The organism is Fulvimarina uroteuthidis (genome assembly GCF_034321785.1).
GTDB lineage: Bacteria > Pseudomonadota > Alphaproteobacteria > Rhizobiales > Rhizobiaceae > Fulvimarina > Fulvimarina uroteuthidis.
This window is the reverse complement of record NZ_JAXLPB010000004.1, coordinates 344,177-367,544: the sequence shown is the minus strand read 5'-3', so window position 1 is coordinate 367,544 and position 23,368 is coordinate 344,177. Positions and strand designations below refer to the sequence as shown.

Here is a 23,368-nt window from a genome sequence, read left to right as displayed (position 1 = left end):
GAGCCCCATATCGGGTGGGACGGCAGCGGTGCCTTGGGGGCTGCCTGCGTCGAGGTCGCTTCACGAAGGATCTGAAACCCGCACCATGAGCCGAACCACTGTATTTTCCAGCCCGTTGCTTCTCGGATTCGACGGAATCGAGCGGACCCTCGAACGGTTCGCGAAGGGCGGCGACGGTTATCCGCCCTACAACATCGAACGCATCGAGGCCTCGAAGGCTTCAGCCTACGTTCAGATGATCCGGATTACGCTCGCGGTCGCGGGCTTCCGCCCGGAGGATCTGGAAGTCGTGACGGAAGAAAACCAGCTCATCATCCGTGGCCGTCAGGCCGAGGACGGCGAACGGGTCTACCTTCATCGGGGAATAGCCGCACGGCAGTTCCAAAAAGGCTTTCTTCTGGCCGACGGCATGGAAATCATCGGTGCCCAACTGAAAAACGGCCTTTTGTCCATCGATCTGGCAAAGCCGGAACCGGAAAAGATCGTCAGACGGATTGAAATCGCGGTGGAAGAATAAGCCGACATTTCCGTTTGCCTCACGAGGAGACGACTATGACTGACATGACAATCGACACCATTTCCACGACCGAACTCGCATCGATCGGCGAGGGCAACATCGCCTATATGCGCCGCATGTCGTCCGACGAGATGATCCGGCGCTTTCCCGTCGCCAACCAGATCCAGCCGGGCCTCGACCTGTGGGCGCTGTTCGGCGCCGATGGAACGCCGCTGGCGGTCTCCGACGATCCCGGCTCGATCATCACGAGCGCCAGCGAAAACATGCTGGAGACGGTCAGCATCCACTGATTCGCCCCATGAAACGCCGGACGGCCCGCTCTATCGGGCCGTCCAAGCATTTGGGACATGCATCGGCCACTTTCGCGGCAGCACCGCCACGATGTCGAAGCGCAGGCTGATCGCCGCGTGATCGCGCTGGGTACGCAGCCAGTGGTCGGCGGCGTTTTCGATCCGGCGCCGGGCCATCGGCCCCACCGCATCCATCGCAGCCGCAAGGCTCGTGCGCGCCTTCACTTCGACGATGGCGACGAGGTCGCCGCGCCGGGCGATGAGATCGATTTCCCCGCCCGTCACCCTGTAGCGCCGCGCGACGATCCGGTAGCCCTTCAACATCAGGGCGAAGGCGGCGTAATATTCCGACAGGTGACCGCGCCGAAACCGCGCGCGGCGCTCCGCTTTCTCCGCCTCCCTGCTCATGCCTGCCCATCCTTGAGGGCGAGCGCGCGCTGGTAGAGGTCGCGACGGTTGAGGCCGGTGAGCCTGGCGGCTTCGCGCGCGGCTTGCGTCGGCTTCATCTCGGCCAGAAGGCCGGCGAGAATCGCATCCACATCCTGCTCGGCCGGCGCTGCCTCCTGCGGCGGCGGGGCGATGCAGACCACGATCTCGCCCTTGACCTGATCCATCGCGCAAAAATCCTGCGCAAGCCGCGTCAGCGTGCCGCGATAGACGGTCTCGTGCATCTTCGTGAGTTCGCGGCAGACGGCGGCCTCCCGGTCGCCCAGCCCTTCGGCCATCGCCGCAAGGCTTTGAGCAATCCGGTGCGGCGCCTCGTAGATCACCAGCGTGCCGGGAACCCGCGTCAGCGCCGCGATCCGATCGAGGCGCGCCTTTTCCTTCGATGGAAGGAAGCCGGCAAAGAAGAACGCGTCCGACGGCAGGCCGGAAACGGCAAGCGCGGTGAGGATGGCCGAGGCGCCGGGAATGGCGAAGATCGGAACATCGGCCTCGATCGCGGCGCGCACGAGGCGGTATCCCGGATCGGACACAAGCGGCGTTCCCGCATCCGACACGATGGCGACCGATCTGCCGGCCTGCACCGTCTCGACGAGGCTTGCAGCGGTCTCGTCCGACGAATGATCGTGATAGGGCGTCATGCGCCGCTTGATCTGGAAGCGCGAGAGCAGCTTGCCGGTGACCCGCGTATCCTCGCAGGCCAGCACATCGGCCCCCGCGATCAGATCGAGCGCCCGCAGCGTGATGTCGCCCAGATGGCCGATCGGCGTCGCCACGAGATAGAGCCCGCGCTCGGCACGCGGCGCCTCGCGGGTCGTGCCATTCAGCACATAGGTGCGGGAGTGGATCTCGTTCGTCATCGCCGCCCGGCATACACGGTTCGCGGGACGGACGCTAACCCGCCTGCGCCCGAGGATGAGCGGCACCTTATGCCGACCGTTTCGAACGGGTCGGAACGGTCGGCATCACCAACGCCTGTGCGCGGGCGACCGAACGCTGTCGAGCAACGAAACGTCGCGGCTGACGCGCGGGTGCTTTTTCGCTATAGGATCTGTGCAACGAAAGGTCCCCGACACGATGAAAACCGGCAGCCAACGCTCGTCTTCCGATCTCGATGTGCGGCGCAAGAAGGCGCTGTTCCGCTCCTGGCACCGGGGTACAAGGGAGATGGATCTGGTCTTCGGGCGCTTTGCCGATGCCGAGATCGCCTCGCTCTCGGACGAGGAGATGCAGATCTACGAGGAGCTGATGCTCGCGCCCGATCCCGACATCTTCAAATGGGTGTCCGGCGAGCGTGAGGTGCCGGGCAATTACGATACGACCGTGTTCCGGCGCATCAAGGCGTTCTACACGCGCTTCGACATCGACGCGCTGAGTTCGGCGGAAAAGGGCGCCTGAGGGTCCGAGGGGGTCAGCGTGCCGGTTCGGCGGGGCCGCTATGGCCACGCCCCGTCGCTCTTTTTCAAGGCCGGGCCGTTCATCCCCGTGCGACCGGATCGCTCCGCCTTGCGAAACATTCCGCGCCGCGGCCCGAAAATCGAAACCGATGTTCGGACAGACCGAAGCGTGAAACCGGACAGGTGGCGAGGGCAGACAATCGTGTGTCCGGATAGACGCCAGATGCTGGAAGCCGAAGCGTTTCGGTCCGGACCCTTTGTCGCCGGATGAGGCCCGCCGTGGCATTTTTCCTTGAATGGCTTGCCTCGAAGGGCCATTGCATGTCGATCAACCCGAAGTTTTGCGACGAAGACCGAGATCCATGAGCCTTTCCGACAAACTGAAGCGCGCGCTCAAGAAGGGCGGCGGGATCGAAATCGGCAATGTGCTCGACGGCTACGAGGCGTTCCTGCTCGCCGACATCGCGCGCGAGCGCGGCGGCAAGACGCCCGTCGTCTACATCATGCGCGATGGCAGCCGCATGGCGGAGCTGGAAGAAGCGCTTCGCTTCGTGCAGCCCGACCTTCCCGTTCTGACGCTGCCGGCCTGGGACTGCCTGCCCTACGACCGCGTCGGCCCCTCCGGGGAAGCTGCGGCCCGCCGCCTGTCGGCCATGGCCGCGCTCAACGCGCTGCGCCGGAACCCGCACCGGGCGCTGGTGCTGACGAGCGCGAACGCGCTGCTCCAGAAGATGCCACCGGCCGACGTCCTGGCGAAGGAGGCCGTCAAGGCGGAAGCCGGCGGCCGCATCAAGATGGACGATATCGTCGAGGCGCTGGTGCGCGGCGGGTTCGAGCGGGTGGCGACCGTGCGCGATCGCGGCGAGTTCGCCGTGCGCGGCGGCATTCTCGACCTGTTCGCGCCGGGCGAGGACGAGCCGGTGCGGCTCGACTTCTTCGGCGATACGCTGGAGACCATCCGTGCCTTCGACCCGGCAAGCCAGCGCACCACCGAACAGCGCAAGAGCTTCGAACTCGCGCCCGTCTCCGAAGTGTCCCTGACGAAGGAGACGATCAGCCGGTTCCGCACCAATTACGTGAAGCGCTTCGGCGCGGCCGAGCGGGGCGACGCGCTCTATGCCTCGATCTCCGAGGGCAAGCGCTTCGCCGGCATGGAACACTGGCTGCCGTTCTTCTACGAGACGCTCGATACGCTGTTCGACTATTGCGCGGGCTTTCCCATCGTCCTCGACCATCTGACGCTCGAAAGCGTCGGCGAGCGCCGCACGACGATCGAGGACCATTACGAGGCGCGCAAGCGCACCAGCGGCGAGGCGGCCGCAAAGAACGCGGAGAGCGTCGTCTACAATCCGGTGGATCCGGGCGAGTTGTACCTGACGAAGGACGAACTCGACGGGGCGCTGGCGATCGCCGACCCGATCCGCCTGTCGGCCTATGCGGCGGCCGAGACCAGCCTTCGCGAAACGTACAATCTGGAGGTCACGCGCGGGCGCAACTTCGCCGCCGAGCGCCAGAGCGAGGATGCCAACGTCTTTCGCGCGGCGGTGGACCATATCTCGAACGAGCGGGCCAAGGGCCTGCGCGTCGTCGTGGCGGCCTGGACGGAAGGCTCGCGCGACCGGCTGACCCAGGTGCTGGAAGAGCACGGGCTCGGCCAGATCAAGCCGGTCGCAAGCTTCAAGCAGGTGCGCGAGGCGCCGAAGAACTTCGTCGTCACCGCCGTCGTCGGCCTCGAAGCCGGCTTCGCGACGCCCGACATGGTGGTCGTCGGCGAGCAGGATATTCTCGGCGACCGGCTGGTGCGCAAGTCCAGGCGCAAGCGGCGCGGCTCCGATTTCATCTCCGAGGTCTCCGGTCTCGACGAGGGCGATATCGTCGTTCACGTGGACCATGGCATCGGGCGCTTCGTGGGTCTTCGCCAGATCGAGGCGGCGGGCGCGCCGCACGATTGCCTGGAACTGCGCTACGCCAATGACGACCGGTTGTTCCTGCCCGTCGAGAACATCGAGCTCCTGTCGCGCTATGGCGGCGAGGGGATGGAGGCCAATCTCGACCGGCTCGGCGGCGGCGCCTGGCAGGCGCGTAAGGCCAAGCTGAAGAAGCGCCTTCTCGACATGGCGGACGGGCTGATCCGGATCGCGGCGGCCCGCGCCATGCGCGGCGCGCCCAGGCTGCTGCCGCCGGACGGCCTGTTCGACGAGTTCGCGGCGCGCTTCCCCTACGAAGAGACCGAAGACCAGGCGAACGCCATCGACGCGGTGGTGGACGATCTGGCCGCCGGGCGCCCGATGGACCGGCTGATCTGCGGCGATGTCGGCTTCGGCAAGACCGAGGTCGCGTTGCGGGCCGCGTTCGTGGCGGCGATGAACGGCCTGCAGGTGGCCGTCGTCGTGCCGACGACGCTGCTCGCGCGCCAGCATTTCAAGACGTTTTCCGAGCGTTTCCGGGGCCTGCCCCTGAATGTCGCGCAGGCCTCCCGCCTCGTCACCGGCAAGGAGCTGGCGGCGACGAAGAAGGGCGTGACGGAGGGGACTGTGGATATCGTCGTCGGTACCCATGCGCTTCTCGGCAAGGGCGTCGACTTCAAGAATCTCGGCCTCCTGATCATCGACGAGGAGCAGCATTTCGGCGTCAAGCACAAGGAGCGGCTGAAGGAGTTGAAATCGGACGTTCACGTCCTGACCCTGTCCGCGACGCCGATCCCCCGCACGCTGCAGCTGGCGCTGACCGGCGTGCGCGAGCTTTCGCTGATCACCACGCCGCCGGTCGACCGCATGGCGGTGCGCACCTTTGTCGTGCCGTTCGACGCGCTGGTGGTGCGCGAGACGCTGCTGCGCGAGCGCTATCGCGGCGGCCAGAGCTTCTATGTCTGCCCGCGCGTCTCCGACATTGCCGGGGTGAAGGCGTTTCTCGACGCCCAGGTGCCCGAATTGAAAGTCGCCGTCGCCCATGGACAGATGGCGGCGACCGAACTCGACGACATCATGAACGCCTTCTACGAAGGCCAGTACGACGTTCTCCTGTCGACGACCATCGTCGAATCCGGCCTCGACGTGCCGCGCGCCAACACGATGATCGTGCACCGGGCCGACATGTTCGGCCTGTCGCAGCTCTACCAGATCCGCGGCCGCGTCGGGCGCTCCAAGCTGCGCGCCTATGCGCTGATGACGATCCCCGCCAACAAGACGCCGACCAAGGGGGCGGACCGCCGGCTGAAGGTCCTGCAGTCGCTGGACACGCTGGGCGCGGGCTTCCAGCTCGCCACCCACGATCTCGACCAGCGCGGCGCCGGCAATCTCCTGGGGGACGAGCAGTCCGGCCATGTGAAGGAAGTCGGCTACGAGCTCTATCAGCAGATGCTGGAAGAGGCGGTCGCCGAAATGAAGGGCGAGGCGAGCGAGGCGAGCGGGACCTGGTCGCCGCAGATCGCGATCGGAACGGCCGTGATGATTCCGGAAGGCTACGTGCCCGATCTGCAGCTGCGCATGACGCTCTATCGCAGGCTCGCCGAGCTTCTCGACATTCGCGAGATCGACGCCTTCGGCGCGGAGCTGATCGACCGGTTCGGACCGATGCCGGACGAGGTCGAGCATCTGCTGAAGGTGATGGTGATCAAGGCCATGTGCCGCAAGGCCAATATCGAGAAGCTGGATGCCGGTCCGAAGGGGCTGGTCGTCCAGTTCCGGGAGAAGAACTTCGCCAATCCCGCAGCGCTCATCCGCTATATCTCCGAGCAGGGCTCTTCGGCCAAGATCAGGCCGGACCAGTCGATCGTCCTCATCCGGGACTGGGCGACGCCCGAAAAGCGCCTCAATGGAACCGCGACCATTGCCAGCCAGTTGGCCAGAATGGTGGACGACGCGCAGAAGAAGGCGGCCTGACCGCGGCGATCCGGCGGATGCCTTCGGGCATCGTTCAGCCTGCGGTCACACGCGCCGGCATAAAGCTGCGGTACGAGCGGACACGAAACGGACGAGCGCCCCTTGCGGCGAAAGGAACGAGTTTGATGCGGACGATCACGGTTCTGGCGATTTCGACGATGGCCTTTTTAAGCGGCGCAGCCCATCCGTCCCTGGCGCAGACGGCCCGGATCCCGGCGGAAGACGCGGCCGGTGCGGCCGCCGACGCGGCGGCAAAACCGGCGCCGGCGACGACACCGGCAGCTCCGGCGACCGGTTCGGCCCCCGCTACAACCGCAGCGCCGGCGCAGGCTCCGGCAGACGGCCCGAAGGCGAACTTCACCGCCGAAGAGCTTGCCACGCGGCTCAACGCCTCCGACGTCTGCGCGCCGCTTTCCCTCGATCTCAACGATGTCACGAGCCTGTTCGGCGTCGCGATTCCGAGCTACCTGCCGATCGATCCCAATCTGCGCTGGAACCAGAACGCGCACACCGTCTCGACATTCATCGAGAATGGCGGAACCTTCGAGGCGACGATCGGGATCGGCTGCCAGCCTTCGTCCAACGGCGTGATCCTCGACTTTCTCGGTCTGACAGCCGACAAGCTGCGCCTGCCGGGGACGGCGCTGTGCGCCGGTGCGCTCGACGCGGACGGCCGACTGGTGGGCACTGATTGCACCATCGAAGGGCGGATCGTGCCCTATATCAGCAGGACGATCGATCTCGAAGGCCGGCTCGAGCGCGCGCTGACGGCATCGGTGGCGGCTGGTGCGAACGGAACCGCGGTCCAGCCGAATTAGATTTGCCGCACGCCCTCCCTGTTCCATCTGCTCACAAACACCTAGCATTTGGCGGAGGAATCGCTTTGACGAACTATACGAGACAGGCCCGGATTCTCACCCATCAGGGGGCGATGGCGATGCTGTCGGCCGCCATCGACAAGGCCGACGAGATCGGCCAGCCGCAATGCATCGTCGTCGTCGATGCGTCCGGCGAAGTCGTCGCCGAGGTGCGGATGACGGGCGCGAAGTTCCTCAGCCGCAAGAGCGCGGCGACGAAGGCGCGGACGGCCGCATCGAACCGCGGGGCGTCCGGCGACGTGCCGGCGGCCATGCGGCCGCATCTGGAAATGGCGACGCAGCTAAGCGTCACCGGGTTGCCGGGCGGCCTTCCGATCAAGTTCGACGGCGAGGTCGTGGGCGGAATCGGCGTGGGTTCGGGCACCGGCGACCAGGATCTGGAGGTCGGACGCGCCGGGCTTGCCGCGATCGGTGCGGACGCGGTCTGAGAAAAGGCCGCGCACCGTCCGGCCGAAGCGGCCGGACGGTACCGGAGGCCCGGCGGCGCAGGCGCACCTGCAAGGGCGGCTCGTGCGAGACGGTGTCGGCCGCTGGCGCAGGATGAATGCCGAACGCCACAGGCCGGGCGCCCGAAGGCGCGTCGTTCTCGGTGCTTTCTGGAAGAAAATGGTCGGAGCGAGAGGATTCGAACCTCCGACCCCTTGGACCCCATCCAAGTGCGCTACCAGGCTGCGCTACGCTCCGTCGGGGCGAGAGATAATCGGTTCGGCGATGTCACGCAAGCCCAATCGGAGCGTTGATTGCATGAACGAGCGGACCGTGCCCGATCCCGCGGCGGCGGGATCGGGTTTCCGCTCGGAAGAACCGGTCAGCGCAGGTCTTCGGGCAGAACCGACGCGGGCAGGTTCTGGTAGCAGACCGGGCGCAGGAAGCGCCTGATGGAAAGGGTGCCGACCGAGGTCGCGCCGAAATTGGTGGTCGCCGGATAGGGTCCGCCATGGACCATGGCTTCCGCGACCTCGACGCCCGTCGGAAAGCCGTTGGCGAGCAGACGGCCGGCCTTGCGCTCCAGGATCGGAATCAGCGGTTTGACCGCCTCGGCGTCGCCCTCGTCCATCTGCAGGGTGACCGTCAGCTGGCCGTGCAGCTTCCGGGCGATCCGCTGCATCGCCTCGGCATTCTCGACCCGCACCACGATGCCGAGCGGACCGAAGACTTCCTCGCCGAGACTCTCATCCTTCTCGAAGACCTCGCCCGTCGTCTCGAAGATGTAGGGCGAGGCGTGCCGGCTGTCGTCGGCCTTGCCGGTCAGGGCGGTGACGCCGCTGGTGCCGGAAACGCGCTCTGCGCCCTTGCGATAGGCGGCGGCGATGCCGTCGGTGAGCATGGCCTGGCTGTCGCTCGCCTTCGCGGCCTCGACGGCGGCCGAAACGAAACCGTCGACCTCCGGCCCGTCGATCGCGATCACGATGCCCGGATTGGTGCAGAACTGGCCGGCGCCCATGGTGAGCGATCCGGTCCAGCCCTTGCCGAGCGCCTCGCCGCGGGCCTTGAGGGCCTCCGGCATGGCGAAGACCGGATTGGTGGAGCCGAGTTCGCCGAAGAACGGGATCGGTTCGGGGCGCTGGGCGCAAAGGTCGAAGAGCGCGCGGCCTGCGCCGAGCGAACCGGTGAAGCCGACGGCCTTGATCAGCGGATGGGTGACGAGGCGCTCGCCGACCGCGCGGCTGCCGCCCTGCACCAGCGAGAAGACGCCGGGATGCAGATCGTGCGCCCGGATCGCGGCATGGATGGCGTCGGCGACGATCTCCGCGGTGCCGGGATGGGCTTCGTGACCCTTGACAACGACCGGGCAGCCGGCCGCGAGCGCGGCCGCGGTGTCGCCGCCGGCCGTCGAGAAGGCGAGCGGGAAGTTCGACGCGCCGAAGACCGCGACGGGGCCGACCGGCCGCTGGATCATCTTGAGTTCGGGACGCGGGGCGGGCTCGCGGTCCGGCATCGCCGCATCGTGGCGCTTGTCGAGATAGGCGCCCTCGCGAATGTGCTTGGCAAAGAGCCTGAGCTGGCCCGTGGTGCGGCCGCGCTCGCCCTGAAGCCGGCCGGCCGGCAGCCCGCTCTCCTCGGTGCCGATCTGCGTGATCGCCTCGCCGCGCGCCTCGATTTCGTCGGCGATCGTGTCGAGGAAGGCGGCGCGGGCCTCGCGGGACAGATAGGCATAGGTCCAGAACGCGTCCTCGGCGGCCTCGGCCGCCCGGTCCACGAGTTCGGGCGTGCCGGCGGCGAAGGTGCGCGGGGCAGCGTCGAGCGGGGAGGATTCGAAGCTCTCGCTGGAGCCGACCCATTCGCCGGCGATCAGATGCTTGGCCTTGAGGTCGAGTGTCATGAGGGTCTTCCAGTTCTGTTGTGACGAAATATGCGGGCAAGCCTCCCGCAGGGAGGCCTGTCCGGGGCTTTGCGGGGGGCTCAGGCGCCCCAGCGCAAAACGAGCGGATCGAGCGTGCGCGCCAGTTCCACGAGGCCCGCGCGGGTCGCCGGGTGAGCCGGCGCGATCGGCCGGCGGACCGCATCGCTCGCGATGATGCCGCCTTCCTTCATGAGGATCTTGGCGGTGGCGAAGCTCGTCTGCCGGTTCTCGTAGTTGATCAAGGGCAGCCAGCGGGCATAGGCCCGGACCGCGCCGTCCCGATCGCCGGCAAAGAACGGATCGATGATCTGGCGGATGCCGTCGGGAAAGCCCGCACCGGTCATGGCGCCGGTCGCGCCGGCATCGAGATCCGCCATCAGCGTGATCGCCTCCTCGCCGTCCCACGGGCCTTCGATCGCGGCGCCGCCGAGCGCGATCAGGTCCCGCAGCTTGGAGGCCGCACCCGCCGTCTCGATCTTGAAATAGGCGACGTTCTCGATCTCGCCAGCCATGCGCGCCAGAAGCGAGGGCGGCAGGGGCGTTCCGGAGATCGGCGCGTCCTGGATCATGATCGGGATCGAGATCGCGTCGGACAGGGCCTGGAAGAAGGCCATGATCTGGCCTTCGCCGACCCGCATCGTGGCGCCGTGATAGGGCGGCATGACCATGACCATGGCGGCGCCCCCGGCCTCGGCGGCTTTCGCCCGCGCCACCGTAATGTCGGTCGAGAAGTGGCTGATCGTGACGATCACCGGCACGCGGCCCGCGACATGATCGAGGCAGAGCCGCATCTGCTCGTCGCGCTCCGCGTCCGACAGGAGAAACTGTTCGGAGAAGTTCGCCAGGATGCAGATGCCGGTCGAGCCGGCGTCGATCATGAAGTCGAGCGCGCGCTTCTGGCCCTCGATGTCGGGTGCCCCGTCCTCGTGAAAGATCGTCGGAGCCACGGGATAGACGCCCCGGAACGGGCGGACTGCGGAAAGCGACAGAGCCATGTCAGTGATTGTCCCTCGGAATGCCTTTGGTCTGGGCGACGGCGCGATAGGCCGTCGCCATGTCGAGGCAGGCCCCGGTCTCCATCTGGCCGACGAGGCCGCGCTGGATCTCCTGCCACGGGGTCTGGTGGGCGGGGTAGGGGAAGCCGCCGTCGGCCTCGAGCCGTGCACGGCGTTCCTCGAGCTCTTCCTGCGGGATCAGGATGTCGGCCGTGCCCCGGCCGAGATCGATGCGAACCCTGTCGCCGGTCTTCAGGAGTGCGAGACCGCCGCCGGCGGCCGCTTCCGGCGAGGCATTGAGAATGGACGGGCTGCCCGACGTGCCGGACTGGCGACCGTCGCCGATGCAGGCGAGCGAGGTGACGCCGCGCTTGATCAGATAGTCCGGCGCGCGCATGTTCACGACCTCTGCCGCGCCCGGATAGCCGATCGGTCCGGTGCCGCGCATGAAGAGCACCGAGTGTTCGTCGATGGCGAGCGAGGGGTCGTCGATGCGGTGATGGTAGTCCTCGGGGCCGTCGAAGACGACGGCGTTCCCCTCGAAGGCCATCGGATCGTCCGGGTTCTGCAGGTACCGGTTCTTGAATTCCTCGGAGATGACCGAAAGCTTCATGATCGCGGAGTTGAAGAGATTGCCCGTCAGCACGCGGAATCCGGCGCGCTGGCGCAGCGGCGCGTCGAATGTCTTGATGACGTTGCCGTCCTCGATGGCCGCGTTGCGGCAGTTCTCGCCGATCGACCGGCCGTTGGCGGTGATCGCGTCCTCGTGGATGAGACCCTGACCCATCAACTGGTTGACGACGGCCGGAACGCCGCCGGCGTGATAATAGTCCTCGCCGAGATATTCCCCGGCCGGCTGGAGGTTGACGAGCAGCGGAATGTCCTCGCCCAGATCCTGCCAGTCGTTGATGTCGAGTTCGACGCCCAGATGCCGGGCGATGGCGTTGAGATGGATCGGTGCGTTGGTCGAGCCGCCGATGGCGGAATTGACGCGGATCGCGTTCTCGAAGGCCTGTCGCGTCATGATGTCGGTGGGCTTCAGGTCCTCGTGGACCATGTCGACGATGCGCTTGCCGGTCTTCCAGGCGCATTCCTGGCGATCGCGGTAGGGTGCGGGGATCGCGGCGGCGCCGGGAAGCTGCATGCCGAGGGCCTCGGCGAGCGAGTTCATGGTCGTCGCGGTGCCCATCGTGTTGCAATAGCCCGTGGAGGGCGCCGACGAGGCGACGAGCTTGATGAAGCCGGCATAGTCGATCTCGCCGGCCGCCATCATCTCGCGCGCCTTCCACACGATCGTGCCCGAGCCGGTGCGCTCGCCGCGGAACCAGCCGTTCAGCATGGGCCCGACGGAGAGGGCGATCGCCGGGATGTTGACGGTGGCCGCGGCCATCAGGCAGGCGGGCGTGGTCTTGTCGCAGCCGATCGTCAGCACCACGCCGTCCAGCGGATAGCCGTAGAGAAGTTCGACCAGGCCGAGATAGGCAAGGTTGCGGTCGAGCGCCGCGGTCGGGCGCTTGCCGGTCTCCTGGATCGGATGGACCGGAAACTCCATTGGAATGCCGCCGGCCTCGACGATACCGTCGCGCACGCGCTTGGCCAGTTCCAGATGGTGACGGTTGCACGGCGAAAGGTCCGAGCCGGTCTGTGCGATGCCGATGATCGGCTTGCCGGACTGCAGCTCTTCCTGGCTGATGCCGTAGTTGAGATAGCGTTCCAGATAGAGCGCGGTCATGTCCGGATTGTCCGGATTGTCGAACCATGCGCGCGAGCGGAGCTGCCTGGCCTTGGTGGTCGTGATCTCGGACATGGGGAACCTCCTGGTGATTGTCACGTGAAGAAAGAACGGGCGACGGGCATCCGCTCTTCGGGTGTGGTCGATGGGGCAGGCGCGCTCAATGCGCGGCCGTCTCGTCGTGAAAGGCTGCGACGGTTTCGCGCCGGCCGAGCATGAAGGCATCGGCGACGTGGCGCAGCGGCGAGACGTCGACATCGCTCCGGCCGCTCGCGACAAGGTCGACGAAATGCCGGTAGATGCCGCGATATTCCGCGTCCGGCGCGTCGATGCGCTTTTCGCCGTCGATGTGCAAGGTCTTGCCCCCGCCGGACAGTTTCAGCCCGTGGCCACCGGACAGTTCCACTTCGATGTCCCAGGTCTGCGGACCTTCCTGCCGCCAGTCGAAATCGGCGAAGAGATCGAGCCCGTCCGCATCGGTGAAGGAGAGCCTTGCGGCGATGGGCGCCTGCCGGTTTTCCGGCGTCTCGAGGGTGCCGCCGGTGAGGAAGAACGGCTTGGGAAGTATGCGCGTCGCGATCGACAGGGCGTTGATGCCGGGATCGAAGACGCCGAGCCCGCCGGGCTCCCAGATCCAGTCCTGTCCCGGATGCCAGCGCCGCACGTCCTCCTTCCATGTGATGACCGCGCGCAGCACGCGCTTGTCCTTCAGATAGTCGCGTGCCGGTTCGACGGCGGGCGCAAAGCGCGAATGCCAGGTGGCAAACAGCGTGACGCCGGCGTCGCGCGCGGCGGCGACCAGATCGTCCATCTCGCTCAGGGTCGCGCCCGGTGGCTTCTCGAGCAGCACGTGCTTTCCGGCCCGCAGCGCCTGGAGCGCCAGCGCATGGCGGACCTGGGGCGGCGTGCACAGGGCGACCGCGTCGATCCGGGCGCCCTCCAGCATGTCGATGAGCGAGGCGAAGTTCGCCGCGCCCTCGATCGTCGCGGACCGGCTGGCCGCGGCCGTCAGGGTGATGCCGCTCGTCGCCTCGATCGAGGGAACATGCTGGTCGCGGGCGATCTTGCCGACGCCGACGAGGCCGAGGCGGAGAGGGGACATGGTCTGCATTTCTTCGCTTCACGTTCATGGGTTCTGCGGCCGACGAACGTCGTCGGCCGCGGGTCGAAGGTCGTTCGCTCGCGTCAGGTCGCCTTCGAGCGGTTGACCACGTCGAAGATGACGGCAAGCAGGAGCACGAGGCCCTTGATCACCTGCTGATAGTCGATGCCGATGCCGAGGATCGACATGCCGTTGTTCATCACGCCCATGATGAAGGCGCCGATCACGGCGCCGACGATGGTGCCGACGCCGCCGGCCATCGAGGCGCCGCCGATGAACACCGCCGCGATCACGTCGAGCTCGAAGGCAAGGCCCGCCTTCGGCGTCGCCGTGTTGAGACGGGCGGCAAAGACGAGGCCCGCAAGGGCGGCCAGCATGCCCATGTTGGCGAAGGTGAGGAAGGTCAGGCGCTCGGTGTTGATGCCGGAGAGCTTTGCCGCCTTCTCGTTGCCGCCGATCGCGTAGATCCGCCGTCCGATGGTGGTCCGGGAGGTGACGAAGGAATAGATCGCGATGAGCACCGCCATCACAATGAGGACGTTGGGATAGCCCCGGAAAGTCGCGAGCAGCCAGGTGAGATAGAGGATCGCGACCGAGATGAGGATGGTCTTGGCGAGGAAGAAGCCGAACGGCTCGTCGTCGTGGCCGCCGGCGCGCGATTGGAACCGGTGCTTCAGCGCCATACCGAGGATCAGGGCGGCGACGCCCGCGCCGATGACGAAGGAGACGAGGTGGAAGCCGCGCACGTCGATGACGTCGGGCAGGAAGCCGGAGGACAGAAGCTGGAAGTTGGCCGGGAACGGGCCGACGGACTGGCCGGCGAGGAGCCACAGCGTCAGGCCCTTGAAGACCAGCATGCCGGCGAGCGTGACGATGAAGCTCGGGATCTTCCAGTAGGCGATCCAGTAGCCCTGTGCCGCGCCGATGATCCCGCCGACGCAGAGGCAGATGATGCTGGCGACGACGAAGTTCATGTCCCACTGGACGATCATCACGGCGGCGAGCGCGCCGACGAAGCCGAGGACCGAGCCCACCGACAGGTCGATATGGCCGGACACGATGACGAGCAGCATGCCGAGCGCCATGATGATGATGTAGCTGTTCTGCAGGACGAGGTTCGTCAGGTTGATCGGCTTCATCAGGATGCCGTCGGTGGCGACCTGGAAGAACGCCATGATCACGACGAGCGCGATGAGAATACCGTATTCGCGCATGTGGCGGCGCAGGAAGGACCAGGGGCTGGCCTTGTCTGCGGACGCGCCGACCGCGGCCTCGGTGGTCAATTGCTGGGACATGTCGGTTCCTCCCTGAAGGGCCGGCGGGGCGTCAAGCCCGGCCCGACGACCGTATGATGGCCGCCATGATCTTTTCCTGTGAGGCCTCGCGCGTCGCCATCTCGCCGACGAAGCGCCCCTCGTTCATCACGTAGATCCGGTCGGAGATGCCCAGAAGTTCCGGCATTTCCGACGAGATGACGACCACCGCCTTGCCCTGGGCGGCAAGCTCGCCGATGATCGAATAGATTTCGTATTTCGCGCCGACGTCGATGCCGCGGGTCGGCTCGTCGAGGATCAGCACCTCGGGCCCCGCGAACAGCCATTTGGCGAGCACGACCTTCTGCTGGTTGCCGCCGGACAGGTTGACGGTTTCCTGTGCGATCGACGAACTCTTGATGCGCAGGCGGTCGCGATACTCGTTCGCGATCCGTGCCTCCTTGCGCTCGTCGATCACGATGCCGTTGGAAATGCCCGGCAGGTTGGCGAGCGGCACGTTGCGGCGAATGGTTTCGTCGAGGACGAGACCGTAGCCCTTGCGGTCTTCCGTGACGTAGCAGATGCCGGCCGCGATCGCCCGGCCGACGGTGGACGTGTCGACCGGTCTGCCGCGCAGCAGCACCTCGCCCGAGACATAGTTGCCGTAGGAGCGCCCGAAGACGCTCATGGCCAGTTCGGTGCGGCCCGCGCCCATCAGCCCGGCAATGCCGACGACCTCTCCGCTCCTCACCGCGAACGAAACATCGTCGACCACCTTGCGGCTGGCGTGCAGCGGATGCGTCGAAGTCCAGTTGCGCACCTCGAAGATCGTCTCGCCGATCTTCGGGTGCCGGGGCGGGTAGCGATCGTCGAGCGAGCGCCCCACCATGTCCCGGATGATATCGTCTTCGGAGACCTGGCCGTCGCTGCAGTCGAGGGTCGAGACGGCCGAGCCGTCGCGCAGGACGGTGATGGAATCGGCGATCCTGGCGATCTCGTTCAGCTTGTGGCTGATCATGATCGAGGCGATGCCGCGTTGCTTGAATTCCAGGAGCAGTTCCAGGAGCGCCTGCGAATCCGTCTCGTTGAGCGACGAGGTCGGCTCGTCGAGAATGAGGAGTTTCACCTCCTTCGACAGGGCCTTGGCGATCTCCACGAGCTGCTGCTTGCCGAGGCCGAGATTGGTGACGAGTTCCTGGGGGCTTTCCTTCAGGCCGACGCGCTTCAGGAGTTCGCCGGTCCGCTCGAAGGTCTTCTTCCAGTCGATGATGCCCTTCGAGGCGCGTTCGTTGCCCAGAAAGATGTTCTCGGCGATCGACAGGAGCGGGATGAGCGCCAGTTCCTGGTGGATGATGATGATGCCGAGGTTTTCGGAATCGCGAATGCCCGAAAAGCGGCAGACCTCGCCACGAAAGGCGATCTCGCCCTCGTAGCTGCCATGCGGATAGATTCCGGAGAGCACCTTCATCAGGGTCGACTTGCCGGCGCCGTTCTCCCCGCAGAGCGCGTGGATCTCGCCCTCCGCGACCCGGAGATTGACGTTGTCGAGCGCCTTGACGCCCGGAAACGTCTTGGTGATGCCCCGCATTTCGAGAATGGGCTGCATGAACATGATCTCGCGTGAAGGATGGGAACGGCGTTCGGGCGTCCGGCGTGCGGGGGACGGTGCCGCCCCCCGCACGCCGGTCTTCTGCGGTCTGCCTATTTGAGCTGGTCTTCGGTGTAGTAGCCGCTCTCGACGAGGGTCGAGCCGATGTCGTCCTTCTTCACCAGAACCGGCTTCAGCAGATAGGACGGGACGACCTTGACGCCGTTGTCGTAGGTTTCGGTGTCGTTGATCTCGGGCTCGCTGCCGTTCAGCACGGCCTCGACCATCGAGACGGTCACCTTGGCGAGTTCGCGGGTGTCCTTGAAGATCGTCGAATACTGGTCGCCGCGCTCGATCGCCTTGACCGACTGGACCTCCGCGTCCTGGCCGGAGATGATCGGCATGGTCTGGTCGCCCGACCCGTAGCCCACGCCCTTGAGCGAGGAGATGATGCCGATCGAAAGGCCGTCATAGGGGGAGAGGACACCGTGGACCCGCTTGTCGGTGTAGTTCGCCGACAGAAGATTGTCCATGCGGGCCTGGGCGACCGAGCCGTCCCAGCGAAGCGTGCCGACCGTCGCCATGCCGGTCTGACCGGAGACGATCTCGATCTTGCCCTCGTCGATCAGGGGCTGGAGCACGCTCATCGCGCCATCGTAGAAGAAGTACGCGTTGTTGTCGTCGGGCGAGCCGCCGAAGAGTTCCACGTTCCAGGTCTCCTCGTCGGGGAAGCGCTCCTTCAGGCCGTCGACGATCGACTGGCCCTGCAGGACGCCGACCTGGAAGTTGTCGAAGGTCGCGTAATAGCTGACATCGCCGGAATCGCGGATCAGGCGGTCGTAGGCGATGACCGGAATGTCCGAGGCCGCCGCGTTCGCCAGAACGTTGGACAGGGTCGTGCCGTCGATCGCGGCGATGACGAGGGCGTCGACGCCCTTCGTGACCATGTTCTCGACCTGGGAGAGCTGGTTCGGAATGTCGTCGTCGGCATATTGCAGGTCGGCGGCAAAGCCGGCTTCCTCGAACTGCTTGACCATGTTGTTGCCGTCATCGATCCAGCGCGCGGACGATTTCGTGGGCATCGAGATGCCGACGGTGCCCTTTTCCTGCGCCGTCGCGCCCATCGGCAGCGCGGCCATGAAGCCCGCGGTGGCCAGTGCGATGCCAAGTGTCTTCAGTCGTTTCATGAGATATCCTCCCTTGGTGTGTTCAGTCGTCGAGGCGGCCGTTCAGGCCGCTTCGTTCTTTGCCTGCGTGCGAGCATCGTCTCCCCGGCGCGCAGGTGATGGGGGGCCGCCTTGCGCGTAGAGCGCCGTCATCACGTCCTCGAAGGCGCTTTCGATGAGCCGCCGCATGAAGAGTTCCGCGGCCTCGCCGTCGCCCGCGCAGATCGCGTCGCAGACGCGCCTGTGCTGCCGCAGCGTTTCGGCCTGTGGATTCTGGCGCCAGGAGAGCGAGAAGGAGATCGACAGACTCTTCTCGATCATCGCGCCCAGCGATCTGAGGATCGGATTGCCGCTGGCCTCCAGCACGATCCGGTGAAAGGCGAGATCAGCCGCGATCAGCTCGTCCGTCCCGCGCTCGAACCGGCCCATGGCGTCCAGCGCGCTGACGAGGCGCTGGCGATCGACATGGGTGATGTTGCGGGCGGCCCGGCGCGCGGCGGCCGGCTCGTTGATCAGCCGCATCTCGTAGAGCGCCTCGACGAATTCGCGCGGCTCGGACGCCATCAGATGCCAAGCCATGACGTCGGCATCGAGCATGTTCCAGTGCTCGGCCGGAAGCACGCGGGTGCCGACCTTCGGTCCGACCTTGAGCAGGCCCTTGGCGGCCAGAAGTCGCATGGCCTCGCGGACGACGGTGCGCGACACGCGCCATTCGGCCGCCAGCTCGGCCTCGATCGGCAGGCTGTCGTCCGGCTTGAGCAGTCCGGCCGTGATGCGCCGACCGTATTCGCCGGCAAGTTCAGGTGTTCGTCCGGGTTTGCGAGCCGGGCTCGTCATCGATTTGAGCCTCCCACTCAAGTCCAATAGTCATACTATTAGAGGTTCCCATACCGGATCGCAAGCCGTTTTTCGGGGTATACCACTCAATGATATGATGATTGGACGCCGCCCGCGCGGCAATCGTCATGCGGCGGTGATCGCGATCGAACCGTCCGACGACCGCGCGTAGCGTTCGCGGGAGCGCGTGCGAACCGTGGGTCCGGGAGGCTCGTCTTGTGACATAAGCGGAAAACTGTGCGCGGGACCGAAAGCCGGCCCGGTCCGGCGGTGGACCGGCTGGTCGGGGCCTGCACGGGGACAGAAGAGGAGGGAGGGCCGACCGACTGCATTCGGTGGCGGACCCGTGTCCGCGGATCCGTGGATGGCGGTGTGGGCGGGGGCGGGATCCGGGCGCGCGGCAGCCGAACGGCTCAGGCGACGAGCCGCTTCAGGATGGCGGTCAGCCCGTAGGCGACCCCCACGAAGACCGGCAGGCCAATCAGGAATACGAAGTGTTGGGGAACCATGATCGCGGGCGCCGTCTTCGGTAGAAACAGGTATGATCATGAATCACTTGCAGATGATAATATTTCTTGAATCACCGCGCGGGTGCCCGGGTGCCGGACCGTTCATTCGATCGAAGCGGAGGCGACCGATCCCACCAGCCGCCGCCAGGGGCCGGATCGAACGCGCCCCCGAGCACGCGGGCAATTCCAAAGACCTGCGGTCCATCCCTTGCAGCCCCATGTCATCGAGACCAGACGCTCTCCGGTTTCGGCTCCGAGGATTTTCGCCGGCTCGTCCGGCAGGGTCCACAGCTAAGCATTGACGAGGCCGACATTGCGGCCCGATCCGCCGAACCCGATCTCGACGGCTTCGAGGACTGCGGTCCCGACGCCGGCCTGGCTCAACGAAGGGCCGCGGACAGGCCGGTGAAGCCTGCTCCGACGACCGCGACATCGACGTGGGGGTAACCGTTCAACGCTTCGGTGGCGGGCGCGGGCGGCGCGGTCCTTTCCCAAAGCCCGTGGGTGCGGCCATCGTTCAGCATGGACGATGGCTGCCGTGCCCGATCATCGGGCAAGGGCCGCGCGGCGCGGTGCGCCGGAGGCGAACGCGGATGCTCCGACCGCTTCGAGCGCGGCCGCGGCCGATCGCGCCTCAGCCTCTTCGTACAGCGCGAACTCGTCGGCCACGGGCTGTCCGAGCGCGGCTTCGAAGGCCGTGCGGCTGCCGCTCGCATCGGCGTTCGACTGGGCGTCCGTGCCGAGATTGGACTGGAAGATTCCGGCGGCCGAGACCGGCAGGAAGTCCTCGTAGACGATCGGGTCGAAGCGGACATGACCGGCATCGATCAGGGCCTCGATGTCCGATGCGGCTTCTCCCCGTCCGGCGGCGGCAAGGCCGGCCTCGGTCGGGGTGTAGCGGAAATAGGCGAGCGCCTGCGTCCGCATCGCGTCGACCGTATCCGGGAAGGCGGTGAACGCGTCCGCGAGCCCCGTCTCGTAATCCTGCGATCCCTCGCCACCGGCGCCGACGGAGGCCGCGGCGCGCGCCTTTGCCAGAAGCGCGTCGTAGAGTGCGCGGCCCTTCGGCGTCAGCGCAGCGCCGCGCTGTTCGATCTCGCCGAACCGCGCCGTGTGGGTGCCGGCCTCGCCAGCCTGCGGGCTCCCGTCGTCTGCGGGGAAGACGACCGGCTCTTCCAGCGCCTTGAAGCTCGTCTGGCGCAGGAGGAGCGGGCAGGCGCGCTCGGGCGGGCCCTCGATAACCGCCTTCGGGTCGATGCCACGCGCCGGCATCTGGCGCTGCACCGCTTCGATGTCGAGCGTGCGCGGCGTCAGATGGTTGATGTGCGGGCCCTTGAAGCAGACGACGTCGGCGACGAGCCGGTGGACGCGCGACAGGCGCTCATAGGTCGCCCGATCGACGGTCGCGTGCGCGTGCCAGCGAAAGGTTTCGAGCGCTTGCGCGACGAACTGCGTCGCCTCCGGCGCGGTCAGGCCGCCCTTCGCCTCGCCGCGTTCGATGAGCTCGAGGGCCTGCGGCGTGAAGATCGCGCGGCGGGACAGAATGGCCTCGGCTTCGCCGCGAAGGGCCTCGTCTTCGATGGCGTCGAGCCGCAGCAGGGACGTGAAGACGCGGAACGGGTTGGCTCGCAGCGCGGCGTCGTCGATCGGGCGGAAGGCGGTCGAGTGAACCGGAATGCCGGCGACGGAAAGATCGTAATAGCCGACGGGATGCATGCCCATGACGGCAAAGAGCCGCGCCATGGTCGCAAGCTCCTGCGCGGTGCCGAGGCGGATCGCGCCGTGCCGCTCGTCCGACAGGCGAGCGAGTTCGCCCGCGCGCTCCAAGCGTCGCGCCAGCTCCGGTTCGGCCGAGAGCGTGGCCCGGTTGACGTCCTCGACGAGCGACATCAGCGTGCCGTATTGCGGCACTTCCTGGCGATACATCTCGGACATTGCGGCCGAGAACAGGGTGCGGATCGCGTCGGGCGAAAGCATCTCGGGCATGGGACGGGCCTTTTTGCGGAGGCTGGGCGTCGGGCGATCGAACCCTCGGCGGGACGCGCGACAACCGGTTGCAGTGACGGGAGTTTGCAGTCCGCCGCCTCGCTTGCCAAGCCCCCGCCGAAAGGTCGGGCGTTTTCCCTTGCCAAGGCCGCCGCGCGGGTGGGCCTTCGCCCCGGCGCGAGCGTCCCGGCCGGCGTCTCAGGCCAGCGTGAAGCGGATCGGCTGGGCGCCGTTCCACAGGACGCTCGTGCCCAGTTCGTGCAGGGTGGAAAGGCCCGACGTGATCGTGATGAAGTGGTTGCCCGCAAGCTGCCCCACCTTGGAGGCGAAGGCGACGCCGCCATAGGCGAGCAGGATCTCGGTTTCGCTGATGCCGCCGGGATAGAGAATGATCTGGCCCGGCGCGGGATAGCTCGTATGGTTCTCGTAGGAGACTCCGAAATCCATGTCGCCCAAGGGCAGCCAGACGCCTTCGCCGCTCCAGCGGACGTGGACGATGCGGCTTTCGAAGGGCATGCGCTCCAGAAAGGCGGCCGAGGTCTTCGGCGCGAGCTCGGTTTCGAGACGCGCATCGAACGTGAATTCGCCGGCGGTGATGGTCAAGGCTTTCGGCATGATCGGCTCTTCGGATCGTATCGTTTCGTCGGATGCGATGGAAAGGCGGTGACGTGGCACGCAAGGTCGGCCGGCCGGGGTCGCAGTGTTCGGCACGCGCCCGTCGACGTCAATCTCTTCTGCACGGGCACGTCGCTTCTCTCGACAAACCGCATCGGTTGCGGATCTCTTGCTATCATGACGTTCGTAAGGAACGGTTAACCGTTGCCGCCGAGCTCGTCGCGCTTCTTCGCGGGATGAGAAGGAATCCGAATGCGCCTGGACTGGATCGCCGCCGGGCGGGCGGTCTGAGATCCTGATCCTGCCGGGTGCCGGGATGGTGCGCGACGCGCCCGTCCTCGCGGTTCCGCTCACCGTCCGGCTGATCCACCGCACCCGGTTCGGCCTTTGCCTTTGCCTTTGCCTTCGCCTTCGCCTTCGCCTTCGCCGACCTTCCGATCTTCGGGCCGATGCGCGAGCGAATTCTCCATTCGAACCGCCGCATTCGAACATTGCCGGAAAATCGCATGGCGCTCTCTTGACCTTCCAGCCACTGGAATCCCCACATGGAGATCGGTTGGCGGCACGCGAACGCACGAGGGTTGGACGATGATGGATGAGGCTGGAACGGGCGACGTCACGATGCTGGCGATCGGCGGCATGCATTGCGGCGGGTGCGCCGCGACGATCGAAAAGGCGTTGATCGCGGTGCCCGGCGTCACGGCCGTCCATGCCGATCCGGCGTCGAAGACCGCGAAGGTCGAGGGGAGGGCGGCGCCGACCGACCTTTTTTCGGCGGTGAAGGCCGCCGGCTATCAGGCAAGCATCGCCGCGGCGCCTCCGAAGCCGCAACAGGACACATTTTCAGGATCGACGTGCTGCCGGCGCCGGCAGCCGTGAACCGGCGCGTTGGAGATCGGGCATGGCAGATCATGCGCCCGGTCCATCGGCTGGCTTAAGGACAACGAACAAAGGACGACAGGCATGAGCGCGACACAAGCCGCAGACACGGGAAAACACGCGGTTCTCTACCGGATGGTGATGGAGAAGCACACCTGCCCCTACGGGCTGAAATCGAAGGATCTTCTGGAACGCAAGGGTTACGAGGTCGAGGACCACTGGCTGACGAGCCGGGCCGAGACGGACGCCTTCAAGCAAAAGCATGACGTGAAGACGACGCCCCAGACCTTCATCGGGGGCGAGCGCGTCGGCGGCTATGACGGGCTTCGCGAGCATTTCGGCCAGCACGTGAAATCGGCCGACGAGACCAGCTACCAGCCGGTGATCGCGATCTTTTCCGTCGCGTTCCTGATGGGGCTCGCCGTGTCCTACGTGACCTACGACACGATCTTCACGCTGCGCGCGATCGAGTGGTTCTTCGCGATCTCCATGTGTCTGCTCGGAATCCAGAAGCTGCAGAACGTCGAGAGCTTCTCGACCATGTTCCTCAACTACGATCTCCTCGCCAAGCGCTGGGTGCGCTACGGCTACATCTATCCGTTCGCGGAAACCTTGGCCGGTATCCTGATGATTTCCGGCGCGCTCACCTGGCTGTCCGCGCCGATCGCCCTGGTGATCGGAACGATCGGCGCGGTGTCGGTCTTCTATGCGGTCTATATCCAGAAGCGCGAACTGAAATGCGCCTGTGTCGGCGGCGGCTCCAACGTTCCGCTCGGCTTCGTGTCGCTGACCGAGAACCTCGTCATGATCGGCATGGGCCTCTGGATGCCGATCCGCATGATCTGGGGTGGGTGAACGACGCGATCGCGGACGATCGGCGCAACCGCGCCATCGTCTCGATCAGGAAAGCGGGTTCATGCACCGTTCATCCAGACGGCGTTAATCCTGTCCCAGC

General features: G+C 66.3%; 20 protein-coding genes, 1 tRNA gene and 1 pseudogene. 8 read left to right on the top strand and 14 right to left on the bottom strand.

Going from position 1 to position 23,368, the window contains the following annotated elements; translation table 11 throughout:
- Positions 1-85: 85 nt before the first annotated feature.
- Both U0C82_RS13950 and U0C82_RS13945 read left to right on the top strand, forming a co-directional pair.
- Complete coding sequence (locus tag U0C82_RS13950) at positions 86-517, top strand: Hsp20 family protein (RefSeq protein ID WP_322187844.1); 432 nt, start codon at positions 86-88, stop codon at positions 515-517.
- Between the two features lie 35 nt (positions 518-552).
- Positions 553-807, top strand: coding sequence for a BQ00720 family protein (locus U0C82_RS13945; protein WP_322187765.1), 255 nt, complete (start codon positions 553-555; stop codon positions 805-807).
- Between the two features lie 30 nt (positions 808-837).
- Here the strand turns inward: U0C82_RS13945 and U0C82_RS13940 are convergent, their stop codons facing one another.
- On the bottom strand, positions 838-1,215 hold the full coding sequence (locus tag U0C82_RS13940) for a YraN family protein (RefSeq protein WP_322187764.1): 378 nt from the start codon (positions 1,213-1,215) through the stop codon (positions 838-840).
- Positions 1,212-2,111, bottom strand: a complete 900-nt coding sequence (gene rsmI / locus U0C82_RS13935) for a 16S rRNA (cytidine(1402)-2'-O)-methyltransferase (protein WP_322187763.1) — start codon at positions 2,109-2,111, stop codon at positions 1,212-1,214. Before rsmI ends, U0C82_RS13940 begins: the two co-directional genes overlap by 4 nt.
- 217 nt (positions 2,112-2,328) lie before the next feature.
- On the opposite strand from rsmI, the gene U0C82_RS13930 reads away from it, so the two are divergent.
- From U0C82_RS13930 to U0C82_RS13915, 4 genes are all read left to right on the top strand, one after another.
- Positions 2,329-2,649: an FAD assembly factor SdhE gene (locus U0C82_RS13930; RefSeq protein ID WP_322187762.1), complete on the top strand. Its 321-nt coding sequence runs from the start codon at positions 2,329-2,331 to the stop codon at positions 2,647-2,649.
- Between the two features lie 361 nt (positions 2,650-3,010).
- Entirely contained in the window at positions 3,011-6,529 is a 3,519-nt protein-coding gene (gene mfd, locus U0C82_RS13925) for a transcription-repair coupling factor (protein ID WP_322187761.1), read from the top strand.
- Between the two features lie 125 nt (positions 6,530-6,654).
- A complete protein-coding gene (locus U0C82_RS13920; protein ID WP_322187760.1) occupies positions 6,655-7,347 on the top strand; it encodes a hypothetical protein in 693 nt (230 codons plus the stop codon).
- Between the two features lie 65 nt (positions 7,348-7,412).
- Entirely contained in the window at positions 7,413-7,835 is a 423-nt protein-coding gene (locus tag U0C82_RS13915; RefSeq protein WP_322187759.1) for a GlcG/HbpS family heme-binding protein, read from the top strand.
- Positions 7,836-8,014: 179 nt separating this feature from the next.
- On the opposite strand, the gene U0C82_RS13910 is transcribed toward U0C82_RS13915, so the two are convergent.
- From U0C82_RS13910 to U0C82_RS13860, 12 genes and pseudogenes are all read right to left on the bottom strand, one after another.
- Positions 8,015-8,091: transfer RNA gene (locus U0C82_RS13910), tRNA-Pro, on the bottom strand.
- A gap of 124 nt (positions 8,092-8,215) precedes the next feature.
- Positions 8,216-9,730 (bottom strand): aldehyde dehydrogenase (NADP(+)), encoded by a 1,515-nt coding sequence (locus tag U0C82_RS13905; protein WP_322187758.1) that lies wholly within the window; start codon positions 9,728-9,730, stop codon positions 8,216-8,218.
- Positions 9,731-9,810: 80 nt separating this feature from the next.
- Complete coding sequence (locus U0C82_RS13900; RefSeq protein WP_322187757.1) at positions 9,811-10,746, bottom strand: dihydrodipicolinate synthase family protein; 936 nt, start codon at positions 10,744-10,746, stop codon at positions 9,811-9,813.
- Position 10,747: 1 nt separating this feature from the next.
- Positions 10,748-12,553, bottom strand: a complete 1,806-nt coding sequence (locus U0C82_RS13895; protein WP_322187756.1) for an IlvD/Edd family dehydratase — start codon at positions 12,551-12,553, stop codon at positions 10,748-10,750.
- 85 nt (positions 12,554-12,638) lie between these two features.
- The gene (locus tag U0C82_RS13890) at positions 12,639-13,580 is read right to left on the bottom strand and encodes a Gfo/Idh/MocA family protein (protein WP_322187755.1); all 942 of its coding nucleotides are present in this window, start codon (positions 13,578-13,580) and stop codon (positions 12,639-12,641) included.
- 83 nt (positions 13,581-13,663) lie between these two features.
- On the bottom strand, positions 13,664-14,875 hold the full coding sequence (mmsB, locus tag U0C82_RS13885; protein ID WP_416186678.1) for a multiple monosaccharide ABC transporter permease: 1,212 nt from the start codon (positions 14,873-14,875) through the stop codon (positions 13,664-13,666).
- A gap of 31 nt (positions 14,876-14,906) precedes the next feature.
- Entirely contained in the window at positions 14,907-16,439 is a 1,533-nt protein-coding gene (mmsA, locus tag U0C82_RS13880) for a multiple monosaccharide ABC transporter ATP-binding protein (protein ID WP_322187754.1), read from the bottom strand.
- Positions 16,440-16,534: 95 nt separating this feature from the next.
- The gene (gene chvE / locus U0C82_RS13875) at positions 16,535-17,560 is read right to left on the bottom strand and encodes a multiple monosaccharide ABC transporter substrate-binding protein (RefSeq protein ID WP_322187842.1); all 1,026 of its coding nucleotides are present in this window, start codon (positions 17,558-17,560) and stop codon (positions 16,535-16,537) included.
- Positions 17,561-17,650: 90 nt separating this feature from the next.
- Positions 17,651-18,424 carry a FadR/GntR family transcriptional regulator gene (locus U0C82_RS13870; protein ID WP_322187753.1) on the bottom strand — a complete coding sequence of 258 codons (774 nt, stop codon included), beginning with the start codon at positions 18,422-18,424 and terminating at the stop codon, positions 17,651-17,653.
- Positions 18,425-19,158: 734 nt separating this feature from the next.
- Positions 19,159-19,457 (bottom strand): annotated as a pseudogene (locus tag U0C82_RS19045) (FAD-dependent oxidoreductase); the annotation flags it as partial.
- Between the two features lie 22 nt (positions 19,458-19,479).
- Positions 19,480-20,919 (bottom strand): 2-oxoadipate dioxygenase/decarboxylase HglS, encoded by a 1,440-nt coding sequence (gene hglS / locus U0C82_RS13865; RefSeq protein ID WP_322187752.1) that lies wholly within the window; start codon positions 20,917-20,919, stop codon positions 19,480-19,482.
- 198 nt (positions 20,920-21,117) lie between these two features.
- Complete coding sequence (locus U0C82_RS13860; protein WP_322187751.1) at positions 21,118-21,534, bottom strand: DUF3830 family protein; 417 nt, start codon at positions 21,532-21,534, stop codon at positions 21,118-21,120.
- Positions 21,535-22,155: 621 nt separating this feature from the next.
- Between U0C82_RS13860 and U0C82_RS13855 the strand changes: the two genes are divergently transcribed.
- Together U0C82_RS13855 and U0C82_RS13850 are read left to right on the top strand one after the other, a co-directional pair.
- Complete coding sequence (locus U0C82_RS13855; protein WP_322187750.1) at positions 22,156-22,413, top strand: heavy-metal-associated domain-containing protein; 258 nt, start codon at positions 22,156-22,158, stop codon at positions 22,411-22,413.
- Between the two features lie 84 nt (positions 22,414-22,497).
- Positions 22,498-23,268, top strand: a complete 771-nt coding sequence (locus U0C82_RS13850) for a glutaredoxin (protein WP_322187749.1) — start codon at positions 22,498-22,500, stop codon at positions 23,266-23,268.
- Positions 23,269-23,368: the final 100 nt, after the last annotated feature.

What these genes read in the sequence shown, in the direction of transcription:
- U0C82_RS13950 (WP_322187844.1), top strand. Translation starts at nt 86, where the DNA reads ATGAGCCGAACCACTGTATTTTCCAGCCCGTTGCTTCTCGGATTCGAC.
- U0C82_RS13945 (WP_322187765.1), top strand. Translation starts at nt 553, where the DNA reads ATGACTGACATGACAATCGACACCATTTCCACGACCGAACTCGCATCG.
- U0C82_RS13940 (WP_322187764.1), bottom strand. Translation starts at nt 1,215, where the DNA reads ATGAGCAGGGAGGCGGAGAAAGCGGAGCGCCGCGCGCGGTTTCGGCGC.
- rsmI (WP_322187763.1), bottom strand. Translation starts at nt 2,111, where the DNA reads ATGACGAACGAGATCCACTCCCGCACCTATGTGCTGAATGGCACGACC.
- U0C82_RS13930 (WP_322187762.1), top strand. Translation starts at nt 2,329, where the DNA reads ATGAAAACCGGCAGCCAACGCTCGTCTTCCGATCTCGATGTGCGGCGC.
- mfd (WP_322187761.1), top strand. Translation starts at nt 3,011, where the DNA reads ATGAGCCTTTCCGACAAACTGAAGCGCGCGCTCAAGAAGGGCGGCGGG.
- U0C82_RS13920 (WP_322187760.1), top strand. Translation starts at nt 6,655, where the DNA reads ATGCGGACGATCACGGTTCTGGCGATTTCGACGATGGCCTTTTTAAGC.
- U0C82_RS13905 (WP_322187758.1), bottom strand. Translation starts at nt 9,730, where the DNA reads ATGACACTCGACCTCAAGGCCAAGCATCTGATCGCCGGCGAATGGGTC.
- U0C82_RS13900 (WP_322187757.1), bottom strand. Translation starts at nt 10,746, where the DNA reads ATGGCTCTGTCGCTTTCCGCAGTCCGCCCGTTCCGGGGCGTCTATCCC.
- U0C82_RS13895 (WP_322187756.1), bottom strand. Translation starts at nt 12,553, where the DNA reads ATGTCCGAGATCACGACCACCAAGGCCAGGCAGCTCCGCTCGCGCGCA.
- U0C82_RS13890 (WP_322187755.1), bottom strand. Translation starts at nt 13,580, where the DNA reads ATGTCCCCTCTCCGCCTCGGCCTCGTCGGCGTCGGCAAGATCGCCCGC.
- mmsB (WP_416186678.1), bottom strand. Translation starts at nt 14,875, where the DNA reads ATGTCCCAGCAATTGACCACCGAGGCCGCGGTCGGCGCGTCCGCAGAC.
- mmsA (WP_322187754.1), bottom strand. Translation starts at nt 16,439, where the DNA reads ATGCAGCCCATTCTCGAAATGCGGGGCATCACCAAGACGTTTCCGGGC.
- chvE (WP_322187842.1), bottom strand. Translation starts at nt 17,560, where the DNA reads ATGGCCGCGCTGCCGATGGGCGCGACGGCGCAGGAAAAGGGCACCGTC.
- U0C82_RS13870 (WP_322187753.1), bottom strand. Translation starts at nt 18,424, where the DNA reads ATGACGAGCCCGGCTCGCAAACCCGGACGAACACCTGAACTTGCCGGC.
- hglS (WP_322187752.1), bottom strand. Translation starts at nt 20,919, where the DNA reads ATGCCCGAGATGCTTTCGCCCGACGCGATCCGCACCCTGTTCTCGGCC.
- U0C82_RS13860 (WP_322187751.1), bottom strand. Translation starts at nt 21,534, where the DNA reads ATGCCGAAAGCCTTGACCATCACCGCCGGCGAATTCACGTTCGATGCG.
- U0C82_RS13855 (WP_322187750.1), top strand. Translation starts at nt 22,156, where the DNA reads ATGCTGGCGATCGGCGGCATGCATTGCGGCGGGTGCGCCGCGACGATC.
- U0C82_RS13850 (WP_322187749.1), top strand. Translation starts at nt 22,498, where the DNA reads ATGAGCGCGACACAAGCCGCAGACACGGGAAAACACGCGGTTCTCTAC.